A 21,821-nucleotide genomic window follows, 5' to 3' on the forward strand; every position below is an offset into this window, starting at 1 on the left:
AACCCGTCCGGCTCCATGCACTCCTCCACAGCCTCGCAGCGTTTCTGGCATGCCGTGTCTGCCAGCCGGGAAGTTGCTGCTGCTGCGGGGGCGCGTGGGGCCGCGTTTGTCTTGGTAGCGGTCGGGCTTCTGGCCTTCGCCGCGCACGCGCAGGTGGCGGTGGGGCAGGTGCCTGCACCTGCGCCGGGGCCTTCGCCTTCGCCTGCGCCTACGCCGGCAGCGGCTGTGGCACCGCCTCGTGATCCAGCGACGGCCCAGGGAGAAGATAGAAACCAGGTGCCAGCCAAGGCTGCTGACAAAGCTGCTGCGCCTGCGCCTGCGCCTGTAGCAGCTCAAGCCAAAGCACAAGCATCAGCACAGGGACAGGGACAGAGACAGAAGAACGCACAAGCTCCCGCGTCGCCCGCCGCGACCACGCCGAATGCCGGGCTGCTGGCGCAGCTCCGCGCTGCGGCGGAAAAGGGCGATGCCGCGGCGCAGCGGCAGCTCGGCCTGCGGCTGAGAGAGGGAGATGGTGGTGGTGCTGACGGGAAAACACTTTCGCCTGAGCGTGCGGCGGAGGCGGTGGGGTGGCTGCGCAAAGCGGCGGAGCAGGGCGATGCGGTGGCGCAGACGGAGCTGGGCCTGGCCTGCGCCACTGGCACGGGCACCGAGTGGGACAGCGTGGCCGCCGCCAGGTGGTACCGCAAAGCGGCCGAGCAGGGCCTGGCGCGCGCGCAGCTTCTCCTGGGCCAGTGCTACCTCACCGGCAAGGGCATTGGCAAAGGGGAGGACGCCGCCCTGGCCGCGCAGTGGATCGCCAAGGCCGCCGCCCAGCGCCATGCCGAGGCGGAGTACTCCATGAGCATCCTCACCGCCAAAGGCCACGGCCTGCCCAGGGATGCCGCAGCCTCCGCCCAGTGGCTGCGCCAGGCTGCCGAGCACGGCTTTGCAGAGGCCCAGTTCACGCTGGGCACGCGCCTCGCTGCTGGAGAGGGCCTGCCGCGCGATGCCGCCGTGGGGGCCGAGTGGTTGCGCAAAGCCGCCGTGCAGGGCCATGCGGCAGCGCAGTTCTCCCTGGGCCGCGCCTGCGCCACGGGCACCGGCCTGCCGCGTGATGACGCCGCCGCCGCCCAGTGGTACCGCAAAGCGGCCGCGCAGGGGCACGTCCGCGCGCAGTTTGCCTTCAGCAGCGCCTGCTTCACCGGCGCCGGCCTGCCGCAGCAGGACACGCGGGAGGGCGTGAAGTGGTTCCGCCAGGCCACGGATCTCTCAGGCACCACCGATGCCGCGATCAAGCGTTCCGCTCCAGAGAAGATGGCCAAGATACTCGACGTTTACGTCGCCGCTGAGAACGCCGACCAGGAGGCGCGCCAGGCGCTGAAAGACTTCCACACCGCCGCGGAGCGGGGAGATGCCTATGCCCAGGCCGAGCTGGGCCGCGCGTACTTCCAGGGCGAAAACGTCGGCCGCAATGAGGCCGAGGGCATCCGCTGGTTTCGCAGGGCCGCGGAGCAGGGCGATGTCTCCTCCCAATACGCGCTGGGAAACATCTACGCCCAGGGCCTGGGCACGGGCCGGGATGCCATGGAGGCGCACCGCTGGTTTCTCAAGGCCGCGGAGGGCGGCCGCGCCGAGGCCCAGTACTCTGCGGGCTCTGATTTTTATTTCGGCATCAGCGTGGATGGAGACTTTGCCAAGGGCGTGCCGAGGGATCTGGCGCAGTCCACCGCGTGGTATCGCAAAGCGGCGGAGCAGGGCCATGTGGACGGCCAGGTATGCATCGGCGCGGCCTTGTATGAGGGCAGGGGCATCCCACCAGACCCCGCGCGGGCCATTCCCTGGTTTCGCAAAGCCGCGGCGCAGGGAAACCATGATGCCGAGGCATGGCTGGGCCTGGCATGCGCGGAAGGCAAAGGCATCCGGAAGGACCGGGCGCTGGCCGTGCAGTGGTACGGCAAGGCGGCCGCCCACGGAAACTCCATGGCGCAGTTTCACCTGGGAGAGGCCTGCTTTGACGGCGATGGCGTGGCCGCGGACCGCCTGCTGGCGCTGGAGTGGCTGCGCAAAGCCGCCGACCAAAACCACGCCGCCGCACTGTCCCGGCTGGGAGACTGCTACCGCCTGGGCAAAGGCGTGGCCAGGGACCCCGCGCGTGCCGCAGAGTACTACCGCCGGGCCGCGGAGGGCGGCTACGCCTGGGCGCAGGCCTGCTTTGCCAGTGCGTGCTTTGAGGGAGAGGGCCTGCCCAAAGACACCCGGCGCGGCGTGGAGTGGGCGCGCAAAGCCGCGGACCAGGGCAGCAACTACGCGCTGCTCATGCTGGGAGACAGCTGCATGACCGGCACCGGCCAGGAGAAGGACGAGGCCGCCGCCGCGCGGTGGTGGCGCAAAGCCGCCGAGAAGGGCCATGCGCGCTCCCAGATGCGCATGGGCTACGCCTGCTACCGGGGCATAGGCGTGGCGCAGAACACGAAGGAGGCCATCTTATGGTATCACAAAGGCGCCGCGCAGGGCGGAGCCAGCGAGCAGTACTACCTGGGCCAGGCGTACTGCACCGGCAGAAACCTCATCAAGAACCCCGAGGAAGGCGTGAAGTGGCTGCGCAAAGCGGCGGACCACGGCCACCAGGCGGCGCAGCATCAGCTCGGCCACGCCTGCATGTCAGGCAGCGGCCTGCCCCAGTCGCCGCAGCAGGCCGTGTACTGGTGGCGCAAGGCCGCCACCCAGGGCTACGCCCCCGCGCAGTATGACCTGGGCCGCGCCTGCCAGGAAGGCGCCGGCACACCGCTGGACGCCGTGGCCGCCCTGAAGTGGTTCCAGCTCGCCGCCGCCCAGGACCATGAAGACGCCATGGGCTGGTCCAAAATCCTGCAAAGAGAACTCAGCCCCGAGCAGAGCGCCGAGGCGCGGCGGCAGGTGGCGGATTTTCAGAAGAAGCACGCGGGAAAGTGAGCAGGGGGCGGAGAGGGCGTTTGTGCGGTGTGTAAGTTCCGCACGCATGCATGAGCGAGGGTCGGCATAGGAGCGGGCTGCAGACCAGGCATGGCATGAGGCAGCATTTCATGCTATGATATTCCACGTCATCCATCCGGATGAGCAGACGCGGGCGGGCCGAAACCGCGGGAGTGGAGATGCGGCCTCAGCCCATAAAGCAGCGGCGCTCGGGGCGGTGCGGCGTGTTTGCAGCATTGCATTTTTCTCGCTCATGCTCCAGGCTGCGGCGAAAATTCCACCTAAAAACAGACGATAAGCAGCCATCCCATGAACACCCTCACAAAACTCACGCTCCTCTCCGCCGCGGCATCCGGCCTCGTCCTCAGCCTGGCCACGGCGCAGCAGCCCACGGTCGCCAAGACCAATCTCCTCACCAATCCCTCCTTTGAGGATGGGATGAACGGCTGGTCCTTCGCCGCGCATGAGAAGCGCGGCACCGTCTCCGTGGACACCGTGGAAAAGCACGACGGCAAAAACAGCATCCGCATCGACAACCCCGCCGGGGACGACAGCTTTCTGCAGCAGACCGTCACCGTGAAGCCGAAGACGCGCTACCGCCTCACCGGCTACCTGAAGACCAAGGACGTCGTGGTCAAAGGCGCTGGCGCCAGCTTCTCCCTGGCCGGCGGCTTCGAGCGCTCGGACGCCTTTGATGGCAAGCAAAACTGGAAGAAGGTGTCCTTTGAGTTCGACAGCGGCGCGGTGGACAGCATCAAGATCGGCCCCCGCCTCGGCCACTACTCCAACATGGCCATGGGCACCGCCTGGTACGATGACCTCCAGCTCATCGAGATCGGCCCCTCCCGCAAACGCTGAGCGCCGGCCGTGGACAGGGAACGATACGAGAAGAGCTCACGAATCAGCTTCGTCAGGTCGTTCGGAAAAAAAACGGCCTTGAGCCAGCGCCCTTCCAAACGTGGGCACGAATGATGTCCGGTGCTTCCATTGAAGAAAGAGAGAAAGTTTGCATCCAGTCCGCGGCGTGATTGGCTGCGAGCGCTATGACGATGAGGATGCCTCTGAGATGGATGACGCCGTCACCGGCCACTGCCCGCTGTATGAGCACCTGGGCGTGAAGCGGCGGCAGGAGGAGGAGGAGGAGGAGTGATTCGTGCTCAGGCTCGTGGAAAGCGTCGCCTGGACTGTTTTGCGCCGGCTCAAAATCCGGATGCTACGATGTGGTATTTCATCGCCGTTCCTGAAAACAGCGGCAGAGGCGGGCGCGGGATTCACGGCGTGCCGAGGTTCAGGATCTCCGCTTTCTGGCGCAGCTCGGCGAGGCGGGCGGTGATGCGCTGCTGGCGCTGCTCGGCCTGCAGGAGGCGGGTCACTTCGTCCTTCACTTTTTCAAACGGCGGGGGCGGGGGGGCGCGCTGGTCGTCCACACGGAGAAGAACCGCCAAGAATGACGCGCGGTCAGATGCGCAACACGCGCAAAGAAACGCGGGGGCGGAGCTGCAAAGCGCGTGCGGCGTCCTTCATGATCCTCCGCCTTTGCTCGCGCCCCATCACGCACGAAGTTCGGCCCTCTGCCACATCAGGGGCATGCACCCGCCCCTCCACGGGCACCTGCTGCCATCCACAGCCCCCTCGCCCCATCAGACAAAATCATAAATCATAAATCGTAAATCATAAATAGAAAACCCTCCCTTCACCTACGTCAATCGACTCGACAATCCGCCTCCGCCCACCACCTTCCGCCATGCCGCCGCCCAAGATGACACCCCAAGAACAGCAGGCCTATGATGAGGCTCTGAAGCAAATCAATGAGTGCCGCAAGCTCGGGAAAAGAGGCATGGAGCTGAATTTGAGCGGCCTGAGCCTGACTGCGCTGCCGCCCGAAATCGGCCAGCTCACCGCTCTCACCGAGCTTGATCTTAGCGGCACCCAGCTCAGCGCGCTGCCGCACGAGATCGGCGAGCTCACCGCTCTCACCACGCTTGATCTCAGCCACACCCAGTTCAGCGCGCTGCCGCACGAGATCGGCCAGCTCACCGCTCTCACCACGCTTTATCTCATCCACACCAAGCTCAGCGCGCTGCCACCCGAGATCGGCCAACTCACCGCTCTCACCGGGCTTTATCTTCAAGGCACCCAGCTCAGCGCGCTGCCGCCCGAGATCGGCCTGCTCACCGTTCTCACCACGCTTTCTCTTTACAACACCCAGCTCAGCGCGCTGCCGCCCGAGATCGGCCAGCTCACCGCTCTCACCACGCTTTATCTTTACAACACCCAGCTCAGCGCGCTGCCGCCCGAGATCGGCCAGCTCACCGCTCTCACCACGCTTGATCTTCACAACACCCAGCTCATCGCGCTGCCGCCCGAGATCGGCCAGCTCACCGCTCTCACCGAGCTTTTTCTATACAACACCCAGCTCAGCGAGCTGCCGCCCGAGATCGGCCAGCTCACCGCTCTCACCACGCTTGATCTCAGCGGCACCCAGCTCAGTGCGCTTCCCGAAGAGTTGCGGCAGCTCAAGAACCTGGAGGCGCTGTATTTGCATGACAATCCGCGTCTGAAACTGCCCCCCGAAGTGCTGGGACCAACACAGTTCGAAGTCGGAACCCAAGATAAAACACCCGCCAATCCGCAGACCATCCTGGACTACTACTTTGGCCGCCAGGCGAAGGACAGCAGGCCGCTGAACGAGGTGAAGCTGATCCTGGTGGGGCGGGGCGGCGCGGGCAAGACGAGCACAGTGCGCGCCCTCAAGGGGCTGCCCTTCAATACCCAAGAGGAGAGCACGCCGGGGATCGCCCTGAGCGACTGGGACATGGGCGAATGCCAGGGCGGGCCGGTGACGGCGCATGTGTGGGACTTTGCCGGGCAGGTGATCACGCATGCGCTGCACCAGTTCTTTTTCAGCGTGCGCAGCGTCTATGTGCTGGTGCTCAGCGGCCGGGAGAACCATGAGCGGGAGGACGCGGAATACTGGCTGCGCCTGATCCGCGCCTTTGGCACGGACGGTGATGGCCAGGGGCCGCCTGTGATCGTGGTGCTAAATCAGTGGGATGTGCCCGGCTGCCGCCCCAAGGTGGACCGTGGGGCGCTGCAGGAGCGCTACCCCTTCATCGCCGGATTTGTGGAGATGGACTGCCAGACGAGGACGGGCGTGGACAAACTCAAAACGGCCCTGTGCAGCGAGGTGGACCAACTCAAGTGGATCCGCGAGCCCTTCAAGCCCGAGTGGGTGGCCGTGCGCCAGGCGCTGGCTGACGGCGGGAAGCAGCGGGCGCACCTGAGCTTCACGGAGTACCGCGCGCTCTGCGCCCGCCATGGCGTGACGGATGAAAGGGAGCAGGAGTCGCTCTCGGACATCCTGCACAATCTGGGTGCGGCGCTGAACTACCGCAACGACCCCCGCCTGCGCGAGGCCACAGTGCTGCAGCCGCTCTGGCTGACCCAAAACGTGTATGGCCTGGTACGCCGTGCTGAAGAGCAGTACGGCGTGCTCAAACAGGCGGATGTGGATGCAGTGCTGGCCCAGGAGAAAGACGAGAAGATGCGGCAGTACCTGCTGCAGATCATGGAGCGCTTTGAGATCGCCTACGTGCCGCGCAGCGCCGGCGGCGGCGTGTGGCTGGTACCGCAGGCGCTGCCCATCGAACAACCGAAGGGGGTGGAAAGCTTTGGCAGGGAGACGGATGCCACTCACCTGCGCTACACCTATGAGGCCCTGCCGGAGGGGCTGGTGGCGCGCGCGATCGTGCGCCTGCATGAGTTCATCGAAGAGGTGGACGGCAAGCCGCAGCAATGGGCCAGCGGAGCAGTGCTGACCCGCGAGGGCGCCCGCGCACTGCTGCGGGCGGAGACCGCGACACAGGTGATGATCACCGTGACCGGACCGGCGAAGGCCCGGCAGCAACTGGCCGGACTCTGCCAGGCCGAGATGCGGGACATCAATGCCGAGATCAAAAGGCTGGACCCGGTGGAAGAAACGAGAGTGAAGGGAGACTGGATCTCTACCGCCATCCTGGACGCCGATGAGCGCAACCGCCGTCAGACTGGCATTCGTGTGCCAGCAGAGGGCACGGTGATGATCGACCCACGCGGGCCGAATGACGAGTTCAGCACGCCGCAAGCGCGGCAGGATGACCTCTGGAAACCGACGATCTTCATCTCCTACTCCAAGAGCAACGTGGCCCAGCGCAAGCGCCTGGAGTCCGAGCTCAAAATCCTGCGCAACGAAGGCCTGCTGGAAAGCCACTGGCACGACCGCATGATCGATCCCGGAGACGAATGGGACAAAAAGATCCAGCGCGAGCTGCGCGAGGCCGATGTGATCCTCATCCTGATCAGCGCCGCCTCTCTTTCGACGGACTACATCACCGAGCACGAAATCCCCAAGGCGATGAAACTGCACAAAGCCGGAGAAACCATCGTGGTGCCCATCGTCCTTGAGTCCTGCCGCTGGGACAAGACCGCACTGGGGGCGCTGAATGCGCTGCCTGACAAAGCCAAGGCGCTGAACAATTGGAAGCCATCGTCAGAAGGGTGGCATTCCGTTTCCAACGGACTGGCGAGGGTGCTGGAAAAGCTGATGAAGGAGTCTCCCGAGCGCGTGGCGCAGCCTCCCCCCGTGAGCGGTGAAAGGTGAATGCGAGGCAGCGTTAAAAACGAGTCCCTGGTTGAGTGAAACAGCGTCTTGGAGTGCGGGGGATTTGTTCTCTGTTCTCTGTTCTCGGTTCTCGGTTCGCTGTTCTCGGTTCGGAGTTTCAGGCTGGCGGTGCCTCAGGTTTTTGCGGCCTTCTCTTTCAGCTCATCCACCAAACCCTGCGCGGTGCGGGTGAGGGCGTCTTCTTTTCCCAGCGTTTTGAGGCCGCCGTCCAGGGCGCGCTGCGCGTAGGTCAGCGCCTCGGCGGTTTTTCCCTGGGCGCTCAGGCTGGATGCCAGGCCGCAGCAGACGCGCAGCGTGTGGGGATCTGCGGCACCGTGCACACGCTCCTCCAGGGCCAGCACCTGGCGGCACTCCTGCTCGGCCTCGGCGGGTTTTCCCAGCTCGGTCAGGGATTCGGCCAGGAGCTCGCGGCAGGTCAGCGTGCTGCTGTCCTCCGGCCCCAGCACCTTGGTTTGCGCGGTGATCTGCCGGCGCAGCAGCGCCACGGCCTCCTCGTGCTTGTCCTGCTTGCGCAGCACGTCGATGAGGCAGGCCTGGTAGAACAGGGTATCGTCCCCCTCCGCGCCGTAAAGCTTCAGGCCCAGGGCCAGCACCTCGCGGTATTCCTTCTCCGCCTCCGCCGTCTTGTCCTGTTTGTCCAGGGCATGGGCCAGACGCCAGCGTGTCTCCAGGGTCTCCTCGTTCTCGGCGCCAAAGACGCGGGTGCAGAGGGGCTGCAGCGCGCGGTACTCCTGCTCGGCCGCCGCGGGATCGCTCTCTGCCAGCTCAAAGGCCAGCAGCTTGCGCACCTTCAGAGTCTGCTCGGCCTCGGGGCCGTGCACCCGCGTGGCCCTGGGGACCAGACTGCGGGCGCGGCGCAGCGCCTCCGCATGAGTCTCCGGAGTGTCCAGCATGGCGACGAGCCGGACTTCGATGTCGAGGGTCTTCGCATGGTCCGGGCCGAGCACCCGCTCATACCCCGCCAGCACGGTGCGGTATTCCTGCTCCGACTCCGCCAGTTTCTGCACGCACATCAGGGCGACCGCCAGCAGGGTGCGTGCCTCCAGCGTCTCCGGGTGCTCCGCGCCCAACTTCTGGGAACGCGCGGCCACCAGGGCCTGCGCGGCCTTTTCTGCCTCATCGTACTGGCCCGCGGCGATCAGCGACCTGACGGCATCGTAGGCCTTCGCGCCGGTGTCAGCCGCCGCCGCTGCTGCTGCTGCTGCTGCTGCCGCAGGTTCCACAGCCTTTGCGGGTGCCTTGCCCTCCTCAGCCCTCCCGGCATCCACGCTGAGGATCAAAGACAGCAGGGCGAAGGTGAGAGAGCGGGCGGCGGGCGGCTTCATCGTGGGCGCGGGTTAGGTCTTGCGATTAAAGAGAGACGCCGCGCCGAGACAAGCATCAATGCGTAGGCGCGTGGCTTATGGCGGGGCGATGCGAGGCGGCGCGGCGCTGCCTCGCTCATCCCTTGATGAAAAGGATTTTTCCGGTCGGATCAATGCCCGATTTTCTCAGGGAATCCTGAAACGCTTTGTTTCTGCGCTGCACGTACTCGTCTGAAGCTCCCCGCAATACGATTTGACCTGTTTTGCCAAATTTGCCCCGCCAGCCCAGGTCAAGGTTGAGTCCGGTTCTCCCCTCTGGGTTCTTGTCATCAAACTCAGGTTTGATATACAGGCCGGTGGGATCTTTCTCGTCCGACCCCGGATTGAGAAACAGGCCCTTGGACTCTTTGGGGTCATCCTCAGAAGCGCGCATGTGGCTGCGGAAGGAGTGGGACTCGAGGCGTCCGCCCCAGGGGGAGCGCGGGGTGAACAGGAGAGGCCGGCGTTTTGAATGTGGGTTCATGGAAAAAGCCTTGGGCCGGGTTTGTGGAGGTCAAGAGATAAAATAATAGAATGTGGTATTCAGTTGGGACTTGTGGCACATGATCTATCCAGATGCGGCGAGGTCTTTGCGGCGCGGGGAGGCGTTCTCTGTTCTCTGTTCTCGGTTCTCGGTTCTCGGTTCAGAGTTTCAGGCTGGCGGCGGCGTCACGTTTTTGGCGCGGTCTTCTTGAGCTCATCCACCCTCTTCTGCGCGGCCCGGGTGTCCGGGCTGTTTCTAACAGCTTGTGGCAGCCGACCTGCCGTGCCAGGCCAGGCCTGGCACGGCGCTTTGAAGCTGAAACCCAGAGCCCGAGGCTTTCCGCTCCGCCGCCTTGACCCTCAAGCCTTCGTCTTTTCTTTTGCCTGGAGCTTGGTCAGCCGGTCCAGTTGTTCTTTGGAGGCCTGGGTGTTGATGTCGTCCGGGCCCAGGGCCTTTAGCTGGCCCGTGTAGGCTCGCCGGGCATAGGTCAGGGCCTCCTTGATCTTGTTCTGTGCCTCCAGGCAGGGCAGCATGTCGTAGCAGGTTTCCAGGGTGTCCGGGTCTTCCGGTCCCAGTGTTTTCTCGCGCAGGGCCAGCACGGCACGGTACTCCTTTTCGGCTGCGTCCTCCTGCTGCAGCGCGTGCAGTGAGGAGGCCAGCGTGCTGCGCGTGTCCAGGGTGGCGCTGTCTTCCGGGCCGAGCACGCGTGTTTGCAGGGGGATCAAATCGCGGCAGAGCCTGGCCGCCTCCGCGTCTTTGTGCTGCATGCACAGGGTGTGGATGAGGCTGGACTGGCAGTCCAGCGTTTCGGGGGCTTCGGCGCCGGCCTTGTGCTCCAGGGCGGCCAGCAGGGTGCGGTACTCCTGCTCGGCCTCCGCATGCTTGTCCTGCGCGGCCAGGCTCAGGGCCAGGTGGTCGCGCATGTCCAGAGTCAGGCTGTCTTCCGCGCCCAGGCCGCGCACGATGATGGGCAGCAAAGGGCGGAGCTGCTTTTCCGCCGCTGCGAAATTTCGCTGGCGGAACAAAGCCATGATGACGCACTCCTGGCAGTCGATGGTTTGCCTGCTTCCCTCGCCCAGCGTCCGCTGCTGCACGGCCAGGAGCTGGCGGAACTCCTTCTCGGCCTCCTCCCCACGTTCCAGCATGAGGAGGCTCATGGCGAGCTTGTGCTGGGTGCGCTGAGTCTCCACGGCCTCGGGGCCCAGCACACGTGCCTGGGCGGCCAGCAGCGGGCGGCACTCCTTTTCGCATTCCTCATTCTTGTCCTGGGCATCCAGCGAATCGACCAGGCGTCTGCGTGTCAGCAGGGTCTCCGCATCTTCGGCGCCGAGCACGCGGGCCTCCACGGAGATCAAGTGGCGCAACTGCTTCTCCATCTCGGCACGGTTGGTTTCGGTGGTGCTGGCGGCGATCTGGGCGGACTGGCAGTGCAGCGTCTCGCGGCCTTCCGCGCCGCAGGTCCTGGTCAGCAGCGGCAGCAGCGCGCGCAGCCGCGTTTCCGCTTCAGCACCCTTGCCCAGATCGAGCATGCTTTCCGCCAGCAGCAGGCGCGCGCGCAGCGTCTCCTTGTCCTCCGCGCCGAGGGTCTTGGTGCGCGCCTCCACCAGGGCCTGCGCGGCCTTTTCCGCCTCGGTGAATTTGCCTGCGGTGTGCAGCGCCAGGGCGGCGTCATAGCCTGCGCTTTCCTCCGCGGCATGAACCACCCCGACGCCCTGAGAGGCAAGGAGCAGGAACGCAGCGAGGACGGAGGCGGGGAAATGCTTCATATGAAAAAAGCGGCCACAGCCGCCGGCCAGGAGCCTGCATTAGAATAAGGCCCCGGCGGAAGAGCAAGCTATATTATGCGCGTCACTTTCCGCGGTACAATTCCGGATGTTCCTTTCTGAATTTTTGGATGGTGGCTTCAGCCTTGCTGTCGTAACGCCGCTGATTGGCGGCCTGCTGCGCTTCAATGGCCTTCTGGCCTGCGCTCTTCCGGGCCGCGGCCTCCTGCTCGCGCCGCACGCGCTCCTTGTTGGTGCGGTTCTCATTGACGTGCAGCCGTGTGTTCAGCCAGTCATTGCGTTCGCCCTGGGATTGGAGGTCAGGGAATGAAATAATAGAATGTGGTATTCAGTGGTTGGAGCTTGTGGCACACGATCTATCCGGGCGCGGCGAGGTCATTGCGTCGCGGGGGCTTAGTTCTCTGTTCTCTGTTCTCTGTTCTCGGTTCTCTGTGCTCTGTGCTCTGTGCTCTGTGCTCTGTTCTAGGTTCTAGGTTCTCGGTTCAGAGTTTCAGGCTGGCGACGGGCTCACGTTTTCGACGCGGCCTTGGTGAGTTCATTCACCAGCTTCTGCGCGTCCTGGGTGTCGGGGTGGTCTTTGCCGAGGGTTTTCGTGCGGCCCTCCAGGGCGCGGTGGGCGTGGGTCAGGGCCTCTGGGTACTGGTGCTGAATGGCAAGGCGCAGCGCCAGGTCGAAGCGGCAGCGCAGAGTTTCTCTGTCTTCAGGGCCGAGCACCCGTTCATCGATGGCCAGCACGGTGCGGAGCTCCTGCTCCGCCTTCTGCACGGGCAGCTCTCCGGCCCAGTTGGCGCGGCTCATGAGCGTGTCCGGGTGTTCCGGCCCGAGCACGCGCATGCGGATGGCGGCCACACTGCGCAGCTCTTTCTCCGCTTCGGTCTGTTTCTTCTGCTTGCTGAGCGCCGCTGCCAGGGAGTTGCGGCCGTTCAGGGTGTCAGGATGTTCCGGGCCATGCAGCCGCGTGCAGGCGGCGACGTCGGCGCGCAGCAGGGTTTCCGCCTCAGCATAGTTTTCCTGGAGCATCAGCACCAGCGCCAGATTATGCCTGGCCTGCAGGGTGCCGGTCGCCTCAGCACTGCTCACCCGGCCGGAGATGCTCAGGAGCTGGCGAAACTCCTTTTCGGCTTCCTCCAGTTTGCTTGCGTTCATCAGTACGAGCCCGAACATCGTGCGGGCGCTGAGCGTCTCCTCATCCTCCGGGCCGAGCACCCGTTCATCGGTGCGGATCAGGCGGCGGTACTGCCCTTCTGCTTCAGCAGGTCTGCCCAGGGCTGACTTTGCAAAAAGGGCGTGTCTTTGGAAGTGCAGGGTGTCACGATTTTCCACACCAAGAACACGCTGCATGGTCAGGAGCAGTGCCGAGCTCCTGGCCTCCGCCGCGGCATCCGTGTGCCGGGCCAGCTCCATCGCCATGAGCAGCGCAGCGGCCTTCAAAGTCTCGGGGGCCTCCGCTCCCAGGGCCTGCGTACGTGCCGCGACCAGCGACCGCAGGGCCTGCTCCGCCTCGGAGTGCCTGCCTGCATCGCGGAGCGCCAAGGCGGCATCGCAGGCCTTCTGGCTGATGCCCGGAGGGGTTTCTGCTGCCGTCTTTGTTTTATCCTTGCCCTCCGCCGCGGCGGCCATGTCTGGGCTGAAGGTGGCAAGCAGCAGAAGGGCGGACAGGAGAAGCTTCATGGCAGAAGGGCTGGTTTTACCAGGGTGAACGCCGGGTGGCCGGGGTGCAAGGTGAATGTGGAATGTGGAATGTGGAATGTGGAATGTATGCTGACGTCTCCGGATGGCGAAACTGCACTCGTCAGGAAACAACTGGCATTGCCGCAGCAAAGGCATGCCCGGTAACATCAGAGTGATGAGACTGCCATGAACCCATCCCTAAGGTTGCGGGCCCGCCATTGTTTCAGCCTGGCGGCTAAAAGTGGTACTCACCTTTTAACGCAAGTCCTCGTTCTTTGAACATTTTTTCCCAATCGAGCTCGATTTTGCCATTTTTAAAATGCAGCGCAGGAGGTTTTATTGTGTCCGATGAAGGGGGAGGGCTGATGTTGGCAGGTCCGCTCGAATTTGGAATTGGCTGATATTCCTGCGTGGCGAGCTGGATGGCTTTCGAGGATGGTGCCTGTGGAGCCGGCTGCTGCGGCGCCGGCTGCTGCGGCGCCTGGTAGTTCTTCAGATTGGCATGAGGCACCCTCCACACATCACCACCAGCGTCCGGCGGCTGAACCGGCTGCCCGTTGGCTCCGGTCAGTTGATTGTCAGCCATCTGCCCGGCGAGGCCCTGCATTTCCTTGGAAGTGGGGTGGCGTTTCTTATCCTCAGACGCGCGCATGTGGCTGCGGAAGGAGTGGGACTCGAGGCGTCCGCCCCAGGGGGAGCGCGGGGTGAACAAGAGGGGCCGGCGTTTGGAATGTGGGGTCGTGGAAAAAGCCTTGGGCCGGGTTTGGGGAGGTCAAGAGATAAAATAATAGAATATGGTATTCAGTGGGTTGGAGCTTGTGGCACACGATCTATCCGGGCGCGGCGAGGTCTTTGCGTCGCGGGGGATCTGTTCTCTGTTCTCTGTTCTCTGTTCAGAGTTCCACGCTGGCGGCGCCTCAGGCCTTCGTGGCCTGCTTCGTGAGCTGATCCACCATCTTCTGCGAGTCCTGGGTGTCGGGGTGGTCTTTGCCCAGCAGCTTGGTCTGGCCCTCCAGGGCGCGGCGGGCGTGGGTCAGGGCCTCCGGGTACTGCTTCTGCATGCGCAGGCTGCGGGCCAGGTTATAGCAGATGAGCAGGGTGGTGGCGTTGCCGGCGCCGAGCGCGCTTTCGGCATCGGCCAGCAACTGGCGGAGCTCTTTTGTGGCGGCGGCCTCCTGCCCCTGGTTCAGGATCGCCAGCGCCAGCACATTGCGGGTCCTCAGAGTGTCGCGGTCCGCCGCGCCGAGCAGCCGGGTTTGCTCGGGGAGCAGGCTGCGGCAGGCCTTCTCCGCGGCTGCGTCCTGCTTCAGAGCCTCCTGCACAGCGGCCTGCAAATAGCGGATCTGCAAGGTCCTGCGGTGCTCCTTGCCAAAGGCGTGGGTCATCCGCGGCAGCAGCTCCTGGAGCTGCCGCGCCGCCTCGTCATTTCTGCCCAGGTTGGAAAGGCTCGCTGCGTGCATCATACCAGATTCCAGCATCGTCTGGTCTTCGGCATCCGGCACCTTGGCGGCGGCGGCCAGCAGCGCGCGGCTTTCCTGCTCGCACTCCCGCCACTTCTCCAGCTTGTTCAGGGCCACCGTCAGATTGAAGCGCGCCTCCAGGGTGGTCTCATGCTCCGGCCCGAGCACCCGTGCCAGCGTGGGAATGAGCTGGCGCAGCGGCGCGACCGAGGCCCCGGGGTCTCCCTGCTCGCCGAGGAGCGCGCAGAGGGCCGCCTGGCAGCGCAGTGTCAGATGCGCGGAGTCTCCCAGGGAGCGCGCGCACCGCGCCGCCACCTGGCGCAGCTCCTGCGTGCCTTCCTGCAGCCTGTCCGTTTTAGACAGGAGCACACCCCAGAAAAAGCGGGTGTTCAAGGTCTCCTCAGCATCGGCCCCGTACACCCGTGTCTGGGCCGCCATCAGGCGGTGCAGCAGCGGCTCGGCCTCTTTGAATTTGCCCTGGGTGCACAAGACGCGGATGAAGCGGAAATGGCTCGCGAGGGTTTCGCGGTCTTCGGGCCCCAGCGCCTTCTCCTCCAGGGGGATCAACACGCGGAACTCCTGCTCGGCAGCCGCCGGCTGGCCCGCAGCCACCATGCTCCTGGCCAGCAGGCTGCGCAGCAGCAGGGTGCCGGAGTCTGCCGCGCCGAGCACCCGTGCGGCGGCTGGGAGCCACTGGCGGCCCTGGGCGATGACCTCCGCCGTTTTCCCCAGCGAGTGCTTCACATCCACCAGCACCACCCGCGTGCGCAGCGTCAGCTCGGCCTCTGCTCCCTGCTCCTGGGTGAGCGCCGCCACCAGCGCCTGCGCGGCCGTTTCCGCCTCGGTGTATTTTTGCGCGTCCAGTTGTGTCTTGACGGCCTCGTAGGCTTTCGCACCGGTGTCGTCCGCCGCATCCTCAGCCGCACGAGACGCGCCGGAGCCGAGGGTGTAAAGGAGGAGCAGGGCAAGGGCAAAGGGCAGCTTCATGGCAGGCACCGGTTGAGCGCCTGGATTAAAGGAAGGAAGCGTGAGGATGGCAAGTGCAAAGCGGGCCGCAGGCCTGTGGTACAAGCGTCAGCGCCGATGCTCCGGTGCCTGCACGGTGGGCTTCAAGGTTTTAGGCGCCCGCCATTTGTTCCTGCCTGGGATTGAGCGGGGTGAAGATGAGGTGGCGGCGTTTTGGATGCATGATTTTGCTGACATGACACCCCTGCCGCAGAGCACAGGCACCCTATTCACGGATGTCGAAACAGCTGGTCAGAGTGCGACGCCATTCATTGGGGTAAAGCGATCCTCCCAGGGAGAGCGTCAGCGGATAGATCCTGCCATTGAGGGATGTTGTGCCAAACATGTCATCCCAGGTTTCTTCCATGCCATGCCTCCTCATCACCTTGTCAAACCTCAGCGGGTGGCCTGCCGGCACCTCCGCGACAAGTGTCTGGCCGCCATAGACCCTGTCCGCACTCAGCGAGTAAAACCGACGCATCTTGTCAGACACGCTTCGGTCAGGCTCAAAGAGGTAAAGCTTTTTCCGGGTGTGTATCTCACGCCCCGTCACCTGCGCAAATCGTGGCTGTTGGGTGATGTCGGTGTCGATGGCGCATAAAATCAAGCCGCAGCTGACCATTCCGAGGCAGGCCAAGAGAGCAAGGCATGGGAGCCGCATCAGTCGTATCATCCCACATTACTGGGTGGGATTCAGCGAGTTGAAAAGCTTGGATTGAAAGATTTTGCTCAACTTGCCAGCATGCCCGTTTCGTTTTGAATGCGGACTCTTGTCGGGATCTGAATTGAACAGCAGCGGGCTTGCCAGCAATGAACCGGCAATCCTCAGCGGATTAAGCGTGTTCATCCCGATGATATTGTGCACTGCGTCCAGCGGATGACCTTCAAATTTCGGCTTGTTCGCCCCGATTCGATGCGCCAGCACGGCGGTGAGCAGCGAATTGGCGGCCGCGCCGTGATGGTTCAGGTTTATTCCCTTCATGTTTTTGCCCTCCTTGTGCAGGTCTTCCAGGGCGCTGTTCAAAATCATGGTCCCCTGGCTGTGCGAAGTTACATTAGCCGTGGGCAGATCAAAATGGCGCAGCAGATCCCGTGTTGAATTCGCAACCTGTGTTCGCAGCCCCATCTTCTGAGCGGTGGCCTCCACCGAATCTGAAGCAAAACCATTGGTCGGGTTGTGGATCATGTAGAATTCGGATTTGCCTGTGTGGTCCAGGCCCAGTCTTGTTGCCGCCTGGACATCATTGTTCATGCCATTGATCCAGATTTGAGCATTTTTCGGATTAATGTCCTTTGGGTTTATCGGGGTGGCGGTTCCAATGCCTGTTTTGGGATCACCGGTGACCCTGTAAAGCCTCGCGTTGGGGTCAAATCCGGCCTGGGCAGCAGGGGGGCTGCCCACCACCCCGCCTTCCCGAGCAGATGCGTTCTCCTTCCGCTGAGGCCGTGCCAGACGGAATGACTCACCCGGCTTCGGGGTTGGCACCGTACCCCTGTTTTCAGACGCGCGCATGTGGCTGCGGAAGGAGTGGGACTCGAGGCGTCCGCCCCAGGGGGAGCGCGGGGTGAACAAGAGAGGCCGGCGTTTGGAGTGTGGGTTCATTGTTGAAATGCTTGGGCCGTGAATGGTGGATGCAAGCTCTATTCTGCTAGAATGTGGTATGAGCGCGGTTTCTTCCCCGCCCGCCTGGGCAGCGTTGGCGGAGCAGCCCAGAATTCTCCGCACATGGGTCAGCGGATGGGCGCCATAGTGGCTGCCCGGGGGCAGGGGATGCTCATTGTCCTGATGCTGGTCGCGGCTCTGCCGGGGCCGCTGGCGCGCCCAGAATTCCGCGCCGGTGCGCCGCGCCGCAGGCAGCTTCAGCATGCCGGTGGCGGTGCGCTCGGCATTGACGATGTTGGAAATGCGCATGGCCTCGTTCTCCTTGTGCTCCGGGCCGGGGTCGCGCTCATCCTTCACGCGCACCACCGCGTGCAGCGCCTCCCGCCCGGCGTCGATCGCGGCCTCCACGTCCGCCTGTGTGGGCCTGCGCCCCTGCGCGCGGAGCTTCCGCAGCGCGCCGTGCGTGTGCGCCTGCTGCAGCACGTGGCCCAGTTCATGGGAGATCGTGGCCCCCGTCATCGCGTGCGGATTGAGGTAAAGGGTCACGTTTCCGTCCTGGTCTGTGCGGGTGCAGGCCAGGCCCGTGCTGCGGCGCTTCACGGTGATCTTGTTCGGCAGCGCGGCCACATGCCGCAGCAGCGCCGCCGCCGCGGGGGATTCCCCCGCCTCCGCGCGCAGCGCCTGGCGCACCCTCCGCACAAACAGCGGGCTGGCGTCATCGATGAGGAGTTTGCCCATGCCAGCCGGCTCCTGCGTCCTGCCTGCGCGCTGCGCGCCCGCCTGCGGCGGCAGATGGCTGAAGGCCCGGACTCTGCCGCCGCGGGGCAGGGGCCGCACCCCCTCGTCTTCCTCCTTCTCACGATGGCGGACCCGGGTTTCCGGAAGGTGCGAGCTGGAGAAGAGGAAGCCCATGAGGGAAGCCTTGGGCCGTGAACTCGGAATGCAAGGAGAATGAGGAATGCTAAAACCTAATAGAGGATGGTATTTGAATGCGCGGCCTCAGAATGCCTTCCGGCACGGCGGGCCCCTCACTGCCTCACGCCTTGGTCTCCGGCCTGGTCAGGTTCTCCAGAAGTTCATTGGACTTCCGTGTGGCAGGGTGGTCCCTGCCCAGCTTCTTGAGCCGGCCTGTGTAGGCGCGCCGCGCATAGGTCAGGGCTTCCGGGTTCTTCTTTTGCAGGCCCAGGTAGAGGGCGAGGCGGTGGCAGGTTTGCAGCGTCTCCAGATCTTCGGCTCCGAGCGCGCGCTCAAAGATGGCCAGCACCTGGCGGCATTCCTTTTCGGCCTCGGCCTCCCGGTGCTGCTGGGCCAGCAGGTCTGCCAGATCGCGGCGTGACGCCAGAGTTTCCGTGGCCTCCGGCCCGAAGGCGCGGGTCTTCGCGGCGATGATGCCGCGGCACTCCTTTTCCGCCTCCGCGTATTTTTCAAGGGTGATCAGCGCGGCGAGGGTGGTCTCCTGCAGGTACAGCACCTCGCTGCTGTCCCTGCCATGGGTCTGGATGAGCCCGGGCAGGTGCTGGCGCAGCAGCGCCGTCACCTCCGCACCGCGGCCCTCCTTCTGCCGCCATTCCAGCAGCAGCGCGAGCTGGCTCTGGGTGAAGAGGTTCACCGCGCCGCGCACGCGCAGGGAGATGTCCAGCACCGCGCTGAGCTCCTGGTCCGCCTCGGCATGCTTCTCCAGCTTTTTCAGCGTGCTGGCCAGCTGCATGCGCTTCAGCAGGGTGTCCTCCGACTCCGCTCCAAACACCCTGGTATAAAGTGGCAGCACCTGGCGGTATTCCTTTTCGGCCTCCGCCTCCCTGTCCATCTGGGTGAGCAGGCCGGCCAGCGTGCAGCGGGACTCCAGGGTCTCTCTGGCCTCCGGCCCGAGCACGCGGGTCTCTGTGGCGATGAGGCTCCGGCACTCCTTTTCCGCCTCCGCATGTTTCTTCAGCTCCATCAGCGCGGCGATGAGCGTGTCCTGCATCCCCAGGATATCACGGTTGTCCTGGCCATAGGTCTTGATCAAGGCGGGCAGGTGCTGGCGCAGCAGCGCCTCCACTTCGGCATCCTGGTCCATCGAGCGGAGAGTTTCCATGTGCATCGCGACACCCGGCAGCGGGGATGCATCCTCCGGCATGCGTGTGCGTGCGGCGAGGTCCAGCATCTGGTCCAATTCCTTCTTCGCCTCCGCGTCCTTTTTCTGCTGCACAAGCACGAACGCCAGGTGCGCGCGCATACTCAGGGCGGAGTAGGACTCCGCGCCATGCGCCGTGTCAATGAGCGGCTGCATCCCACGGTATTCCGCTTCAGCTTCGGCGAACTTTTTCTCCTGCCTCAGGATGCCGGCGTACATTTCGCGCAGGAACAAAGTAAACTCGTTCTTAGCCCCGCGCAGTTTGACGTGCAGGGCGATCACACGGCGGCACAGCTCCTCAGCCTCGGCATTTTTGTCCGCACGATTCAGGTCTCTGACGAAATCGACCAGGTCGGAGAGGCTGGGGTGTCTGGCTTCTTCCGGCTTGAGCACGCGCTCGGCGTACTGCAGCACCTCGCGGTATTCCGCCTCGGCCTCCGCCCATTTCTTCTGCTTGCTCAGGGTGAGTGCCAGCTGCGTGCGTGTGTCAAAGACACTTCTGCCTTCCACGCCGGACACTTGGATCTGGACCGCCAGCAGGCTGCGGTACTCCGCCTCGGCCTCCGCCCACTTCTCCTGCTGGCCCAGGGCATGGCCCAGGAGGATGCGTGTGCCCAGGGTGTCCTTGTGCTCCGCCCCGAGCACCTTCACCTGCAGCGGCAGCAGGCTGCGGCCCAGCTCCACCACCTCCGGGTGCTTGCGCTGGGAATCGAGGGCCTTCAGGAGAAAGATCTGGAGGCCCAGCACATCCGCGCTCTCGGCTCCGAAGAGCCTGATCTCCTGCGGGAGCAGGCTGCGGCACAGCTTTTCCACCTCGGCGTTCTTGTCCTGGCCGGCCAGGGCGAGCAGCAGATAAAGCTGCCAGAACCGGGCTTCAGCGCTTTCGGCTCCAAAGACCTTGGCCTGCAGCGGGAGCTGGCTGCGGCACAGCTCCTCCGCCTCGGCGTCCGCGCCCTGGGTGATCAGGGCGCGGAGCAGCAGAGTCTGGTAGTACAGGGTATCCTTGTGCTCGGCCCCGAACTCCTTGATCTGCAGCGGCAGCAGCAGGCGGCACAGCTCCTCCACCTCCGCGACCTTTTCGCCGCCGTCCAGGGCCCGGACGAGGTGCGGCAGGCGGCGCAGCGCCTCAGCATCCATGGTGTGGCTGGAGGACAGTGGGGGCTCCGGCGGCAGCAGGCTGCGGCACTCCTTTGCCACCTCCGCGTCCTTGTGCTGGGCATTCAGGGCGCGGATGAGATGCATCTGGCTGCGGAGTGTTCCAAAGGCTTCGGCTCCGAAGACCTTGATCAGCAGCGGGATCACACTGCGGCACAGCGCCTCGACCTCCGCATTCTTGTTCTGGGCAGCCAGTGCATCAATGAGCGACGTCTGGGTGAACAGCGTCTCCCTGCTCTCCGCGCCGGAGACCTTGATCTGGAGCCGGATCAGGCTCCGGCACGCCTCCTCCGCCTCTGCGTCCTGGTGCTGTGCGGAAAGCGCGCTGATGAGGATGCTTTGGCTGAACATCGTCTCCTTGCTCTCGGCACCGAAGACCTTGGCCTGGAGCGGGATCAGTCTCCGGCACGCCTCCTCCGCCTCTGCATCCTGGCGCTGTGCGGACAGGGCGCTGATGAGAATGCTTTGGCTGAACAGCGTTTCTTTGCTCTCGGCGCCGAGCACTTTGATCTGGAGCGGGATCAGGCGGCGGCACTGTTTCACCACCTCCGCGTCCTTGTGCTGGTCGGACAGGGCTGAGATGAGATAAGTCTGGCAGCGCAGCGTTTCTTCGTGCTCGGCTCCGAGCACCTGGGTCTGCAGCGGGATCAGGCTGCGGCAAAGCTCCTCGGCTTCCGCGTACTTGTTCTGCGCATCCAGCACACGGATGAGGTGGTACTGGCAGCGCAGTGTCTCCCGGTCCCTGGCCCCGAGCGTGCGCTGGTAAGTGGCCAGCCTCTGGCGCAGGTCCGTCTCTGCCTCCGCCTTTTTTCCCATCCAGTACCAGATCTCCGCCAGACGCCGGCGTGTCAGCAGAGTGATGGGATCTTCAGCTCCGAGCACCCGTGTCTGGGTGGCCACGAGGCTGCGGAACTCCTTTTCGGTTTCAGCTTCCTTGCCCTGGCTGGCGAGGGTCACAAGCAGCGCGGACTGGCAGCGCAGCGTTTCACGATCTTCCGCGCCGAGGACCTTCGTCATCACCGGCAGCAGTTCGCGCAGTTGCGCCTCCGACTCCGCAGCCTTTCCCAGCATGCGCACGGTCTCCGCCAGCAGCAGGCGTGCCTGCAGCGTCTTCCGGTTCTCCGCACCCAGCGCCTGCGTGCGCGCCGCCACCAGCGCCAGCGCGGCCTTCTCCGCCTCGGGGTACTGCGCCGCTGCATACAGAGCCTCCGCGGCGGCCCCGGCTTTCTCATCAGCCTCCGCGGCTGCGCCAGCGCCAGCCTTGGCAGCCTGCTCCTTGCCACCCTCCACCGCGCACACAGCACCCCCGCACAGGGTGGAACAGACCAGGACAAAGGCGAGAGCAGGGCAGGGGAGCAGCTTCATGGATGCGGGGCGCGGTGTTGAGGTGCGTGACTGGCCGCCATGATGAACCGCTGAGATCGGAACGTCACGAGTTTTCCATTCAGGAATATTCACCGAGGCGTTTTGTAATCCTTTACCCAGGAAACAGCACAGGAGGCCATGCAAGCCTGCCTCCTTTCTCTTCTTCCAGGAGCTTCTGTGTGTCCGCGAGTTTTCATGAGGTTAAAGCAGAAACGAATCAGCGAAGGCCAGTTCATGGAGG

The 21,821-nt window shown here is 64.4% G+C and carries 16 protein-coding genes; 6 read left to right on the forward strand and 10 right to left on the reverse strand.

Annotation, left to right across the window (positions count from 1 at the left end; translation table 11 throughout):
- Positions 1-15: 15 nt before the first annotated feature.
- From ACILSQ_RS25870 to ACILSQ_RS25880, 3 genes are all read left to right on the forward strand, one after another.
- Positions 16-2,934 (forward strand): tetratricopeptide repeat protein, encoded by a 2,919-nt coding sequence (locus ACILSQ_RS25870; protein WP_395746581.1) that lies wholly within the window; start codon positions 16-18, stop codon positions 2,932-2,934.
- 309 nt (positions 2,935-3,243) lie between these two features.
- Positions 3,244-3,792: a carbohydrate binding domain-containing protein gene (locus ACILSQ_RS25875; RefSeq protein WP_395746582.1), complete on the forward strand. Its 549-nt coding sequence runs from the start codon at positions 3,244-3,246 to the stop codon at positions 3,790-3,792.
- Between the two features lie 148 nt (positions 3,793-3,940).
- On the forward strand, positions 3,941-4,084 hold the full coding sequence (locus ACILSQ_RS25880) for a hypothetical protein (RefSeq protein WP_395746583.1): 144 nt from the start codon (positions 3,941-3,943) through the stop codon (positions 4,082-4,084).
- Positions 4,085-4,205: 121 nt separating this feature from the next.
- On the opposite strand, the gene ACILSQ_RS25885 is transcribed toward ACILSQ_RS25880, so the two are convergent.
- Positions 4,206-4,379, reverse strand: coding sequence for a hypothetical protein (locus ACILSQ_RS25885; protein WP_395746584.1), 174 nt, complete (start codon positions 4,377-4,379; stop codon positions 4,206-4,208).
- A gap of 299 nt (positions 4,380-4,678) precedes the next feature.
- Between ACILSQ_RS25885 and ACILSQ_RS25890 the strand changes: the two genes are divergently transcribed.
- On the forward strand, positions 4,679-7,573 hold the full coding sequence (locus tag ACILSQ_RS25890) for a COR domain-containing protein (RefSeq protein ID WP_395746585.1): 2,895 nt from the start codon (positions 4,679-4,681) through the stop codon (positions 7,571-7,573).
- Positions 7,574-7,707: 134 nt separating this feature from the next.
- Here ACILSQ_RS25890 and ACILSQ_RS25895 read toward each other — a convergent pair whose 3' ends face one another.
- From ACILSQ_RS25895 to ACILSQ_RS25905, 3 genes are all read right to left on the reverse strand, one after another.
- Entirely contained in the window at positions 7,708-8,919 is a 1,212-nt protein-coding gene (locus ACILSQ_RS25895; RefSeq protein WP_395746586.1) for a tetratricopeptide repeat protein, read from the reverse strand.
- 115 nt (positions 8,920-9,034) lie between these two features.
- On the reverse strand, positions 9,035-9,331 hold the full coding sequence (locus ACILSQ_RS25900) for a hypothetical protein (protein WP_395746587.1): 297 nt from the start codon (positions 9,329-9,331) through the stop codon (positions 9,035-9,037).
- 449 nt (positions 9,332-9,780) lie between these two features.
- A complete protein-coding gene (locus tag ACILSQ_RS25905) occupies positions 9,781-11,187 on the reverse strand; it encodes a tetratricopeptide repeat protein (RefSeq protein ID WP_395746588.1) in 1,407 nt (468 codons plus the stop codon).
- 106 nt (positions 11,188-11,293) lie between these two features.
- Here ACILSQ_RS25905 and ACILSQ_RS25910 point away from each other — a divergent pair, with 106 nt between their 5' ends.
- Positions 11,294-11,515 carry a hypothetical protein gene (locus tag ACILSQ_RS25910; RefSeq protein ID WP_395746589.1) on the forward strand — a complete coding sequence of 74 codons (222 nt, stop codon included), beginning with the start codon at positions 11,294-11,296 and terminating at the stop codon, positions 11,513-11,515.
- A gap of 197 nt (positions 11,516-11,712) precedes the next feature.
- Here the strand turns inward: ACILSQ_RS25910 and ACILSQ_RS25915 are convergent, their stop codons facing one another.
- The 5 genes from ACILSQ_RS25915 to ACILSQ_RS25935 all read right to left on the reverse strand — a co-directional run bounded on the left by ACILSQ_RS25915 (position 11,713) and on the right by ACILSQ_RS25935 (position 17,352).
- Positions 11,713-12,876, reverse strand: coding sequence for a tetratricopeptide repeat protein (locus tag ACILSQ_RS25915; protein WP_395746590.1), 1,164 nt, complete (start codon positions 12,874-12,876; stop codon positions 11,713-11,715).
- 235 nt (positions 12,877-13,111) lie between these two features.
- Positions 13,112-13,483: a hypothetical protein gene (locus ACILSQ_RS25920; protein WP_395746591.1), complete on the reverse strand. Its 372-nt coding sequence runs from the start codon at positions 13,481-13,483 to the stop codon at positions 13,112-13,114.
- A gap of 310 nt (positions 13,484-13,793) precedes the next feature.
- Positions 13,794-15,323, reverse strand: coding sequence for a tetratricopeptide repeat protein (locus ACILSQ_RS25925; protein ID WP_395746592.1), 1,530 nt, complete (start codon positions 15,321-15,323; stop codon positions 13,794-13,796).
- 244 nt (positions 15,324-15,567) lie between these two features.
- Positions 15,568-15,978, reverse strand: a complete 411-nt coding sequence (locus tag ACILSQ_RS25930; RefSeq protein WP_395746593.1) for a hypothetical protein — start codon at positions 15,976-15,978, stop codon at positions 15,568-15,570.
- A gap of 42 nt (positions 15,979-16,020) precedes the next feature.
- Positions 16,021-17,352 carry a hypothetical protein gene (locus ACILSQ_RS25935; protein ID WP_395746594.1) on the reverse strand — a complete coding sequence of 444 codons (1,332 nt, stop codon included), beginning with the start codon at positions 17,350-17,352 and terminating at the stop codon, positions 16,021-16,023.
- On the opposite strand from ACILSQ_RS25935, the gene ACILSQ_RS25940 reads away from it, so the two are divergent.
- Positions 17,314-17,877 (forward strand): hypothetical protein, encoded by a 564-nt coding sequence (locus ACILSQ_RS25940; RefSeq protein WP_395746595.1) that lies wholly within the window; start codon positions 17,314-17,316, stop codon positions 17,875-17,877. The genes ACILSQ_RS25935 and ACILSQ_RS25940 overlap by 39 nt on opposite strands.
- 103 nt (positions 17,878-17,980) lie before the next feature.
- On the opposite strand, the gene ACILSQ_RS25945 is transcribed toward ACILSQ_RS25940, so the two are convergent.
- The gene (locus ACILSQ_RS25945; protein WP_395746596.1) at positions 17,981-21,580 is read right to left on the reverse strand and encodes a tetratricopeptide repeat protein; all 3,600 of its coding nucleotides are present in this window, start codon (positions 21,578-21,580) and stop codon (positions 17,981-17,983) included.
- Between the last annotated feature and the right edge of the window lie 241 nt (positions 21,581-21,821).

The organism is Prosthecobacter sp. (assembly GCF_044227185.1).
GTDB lineage: Bacteria > Verrucomicrobiota > Verrucomicrobiia > Verrucomicrobiales > Verrucomicrobiaceae > Prosthecobacter.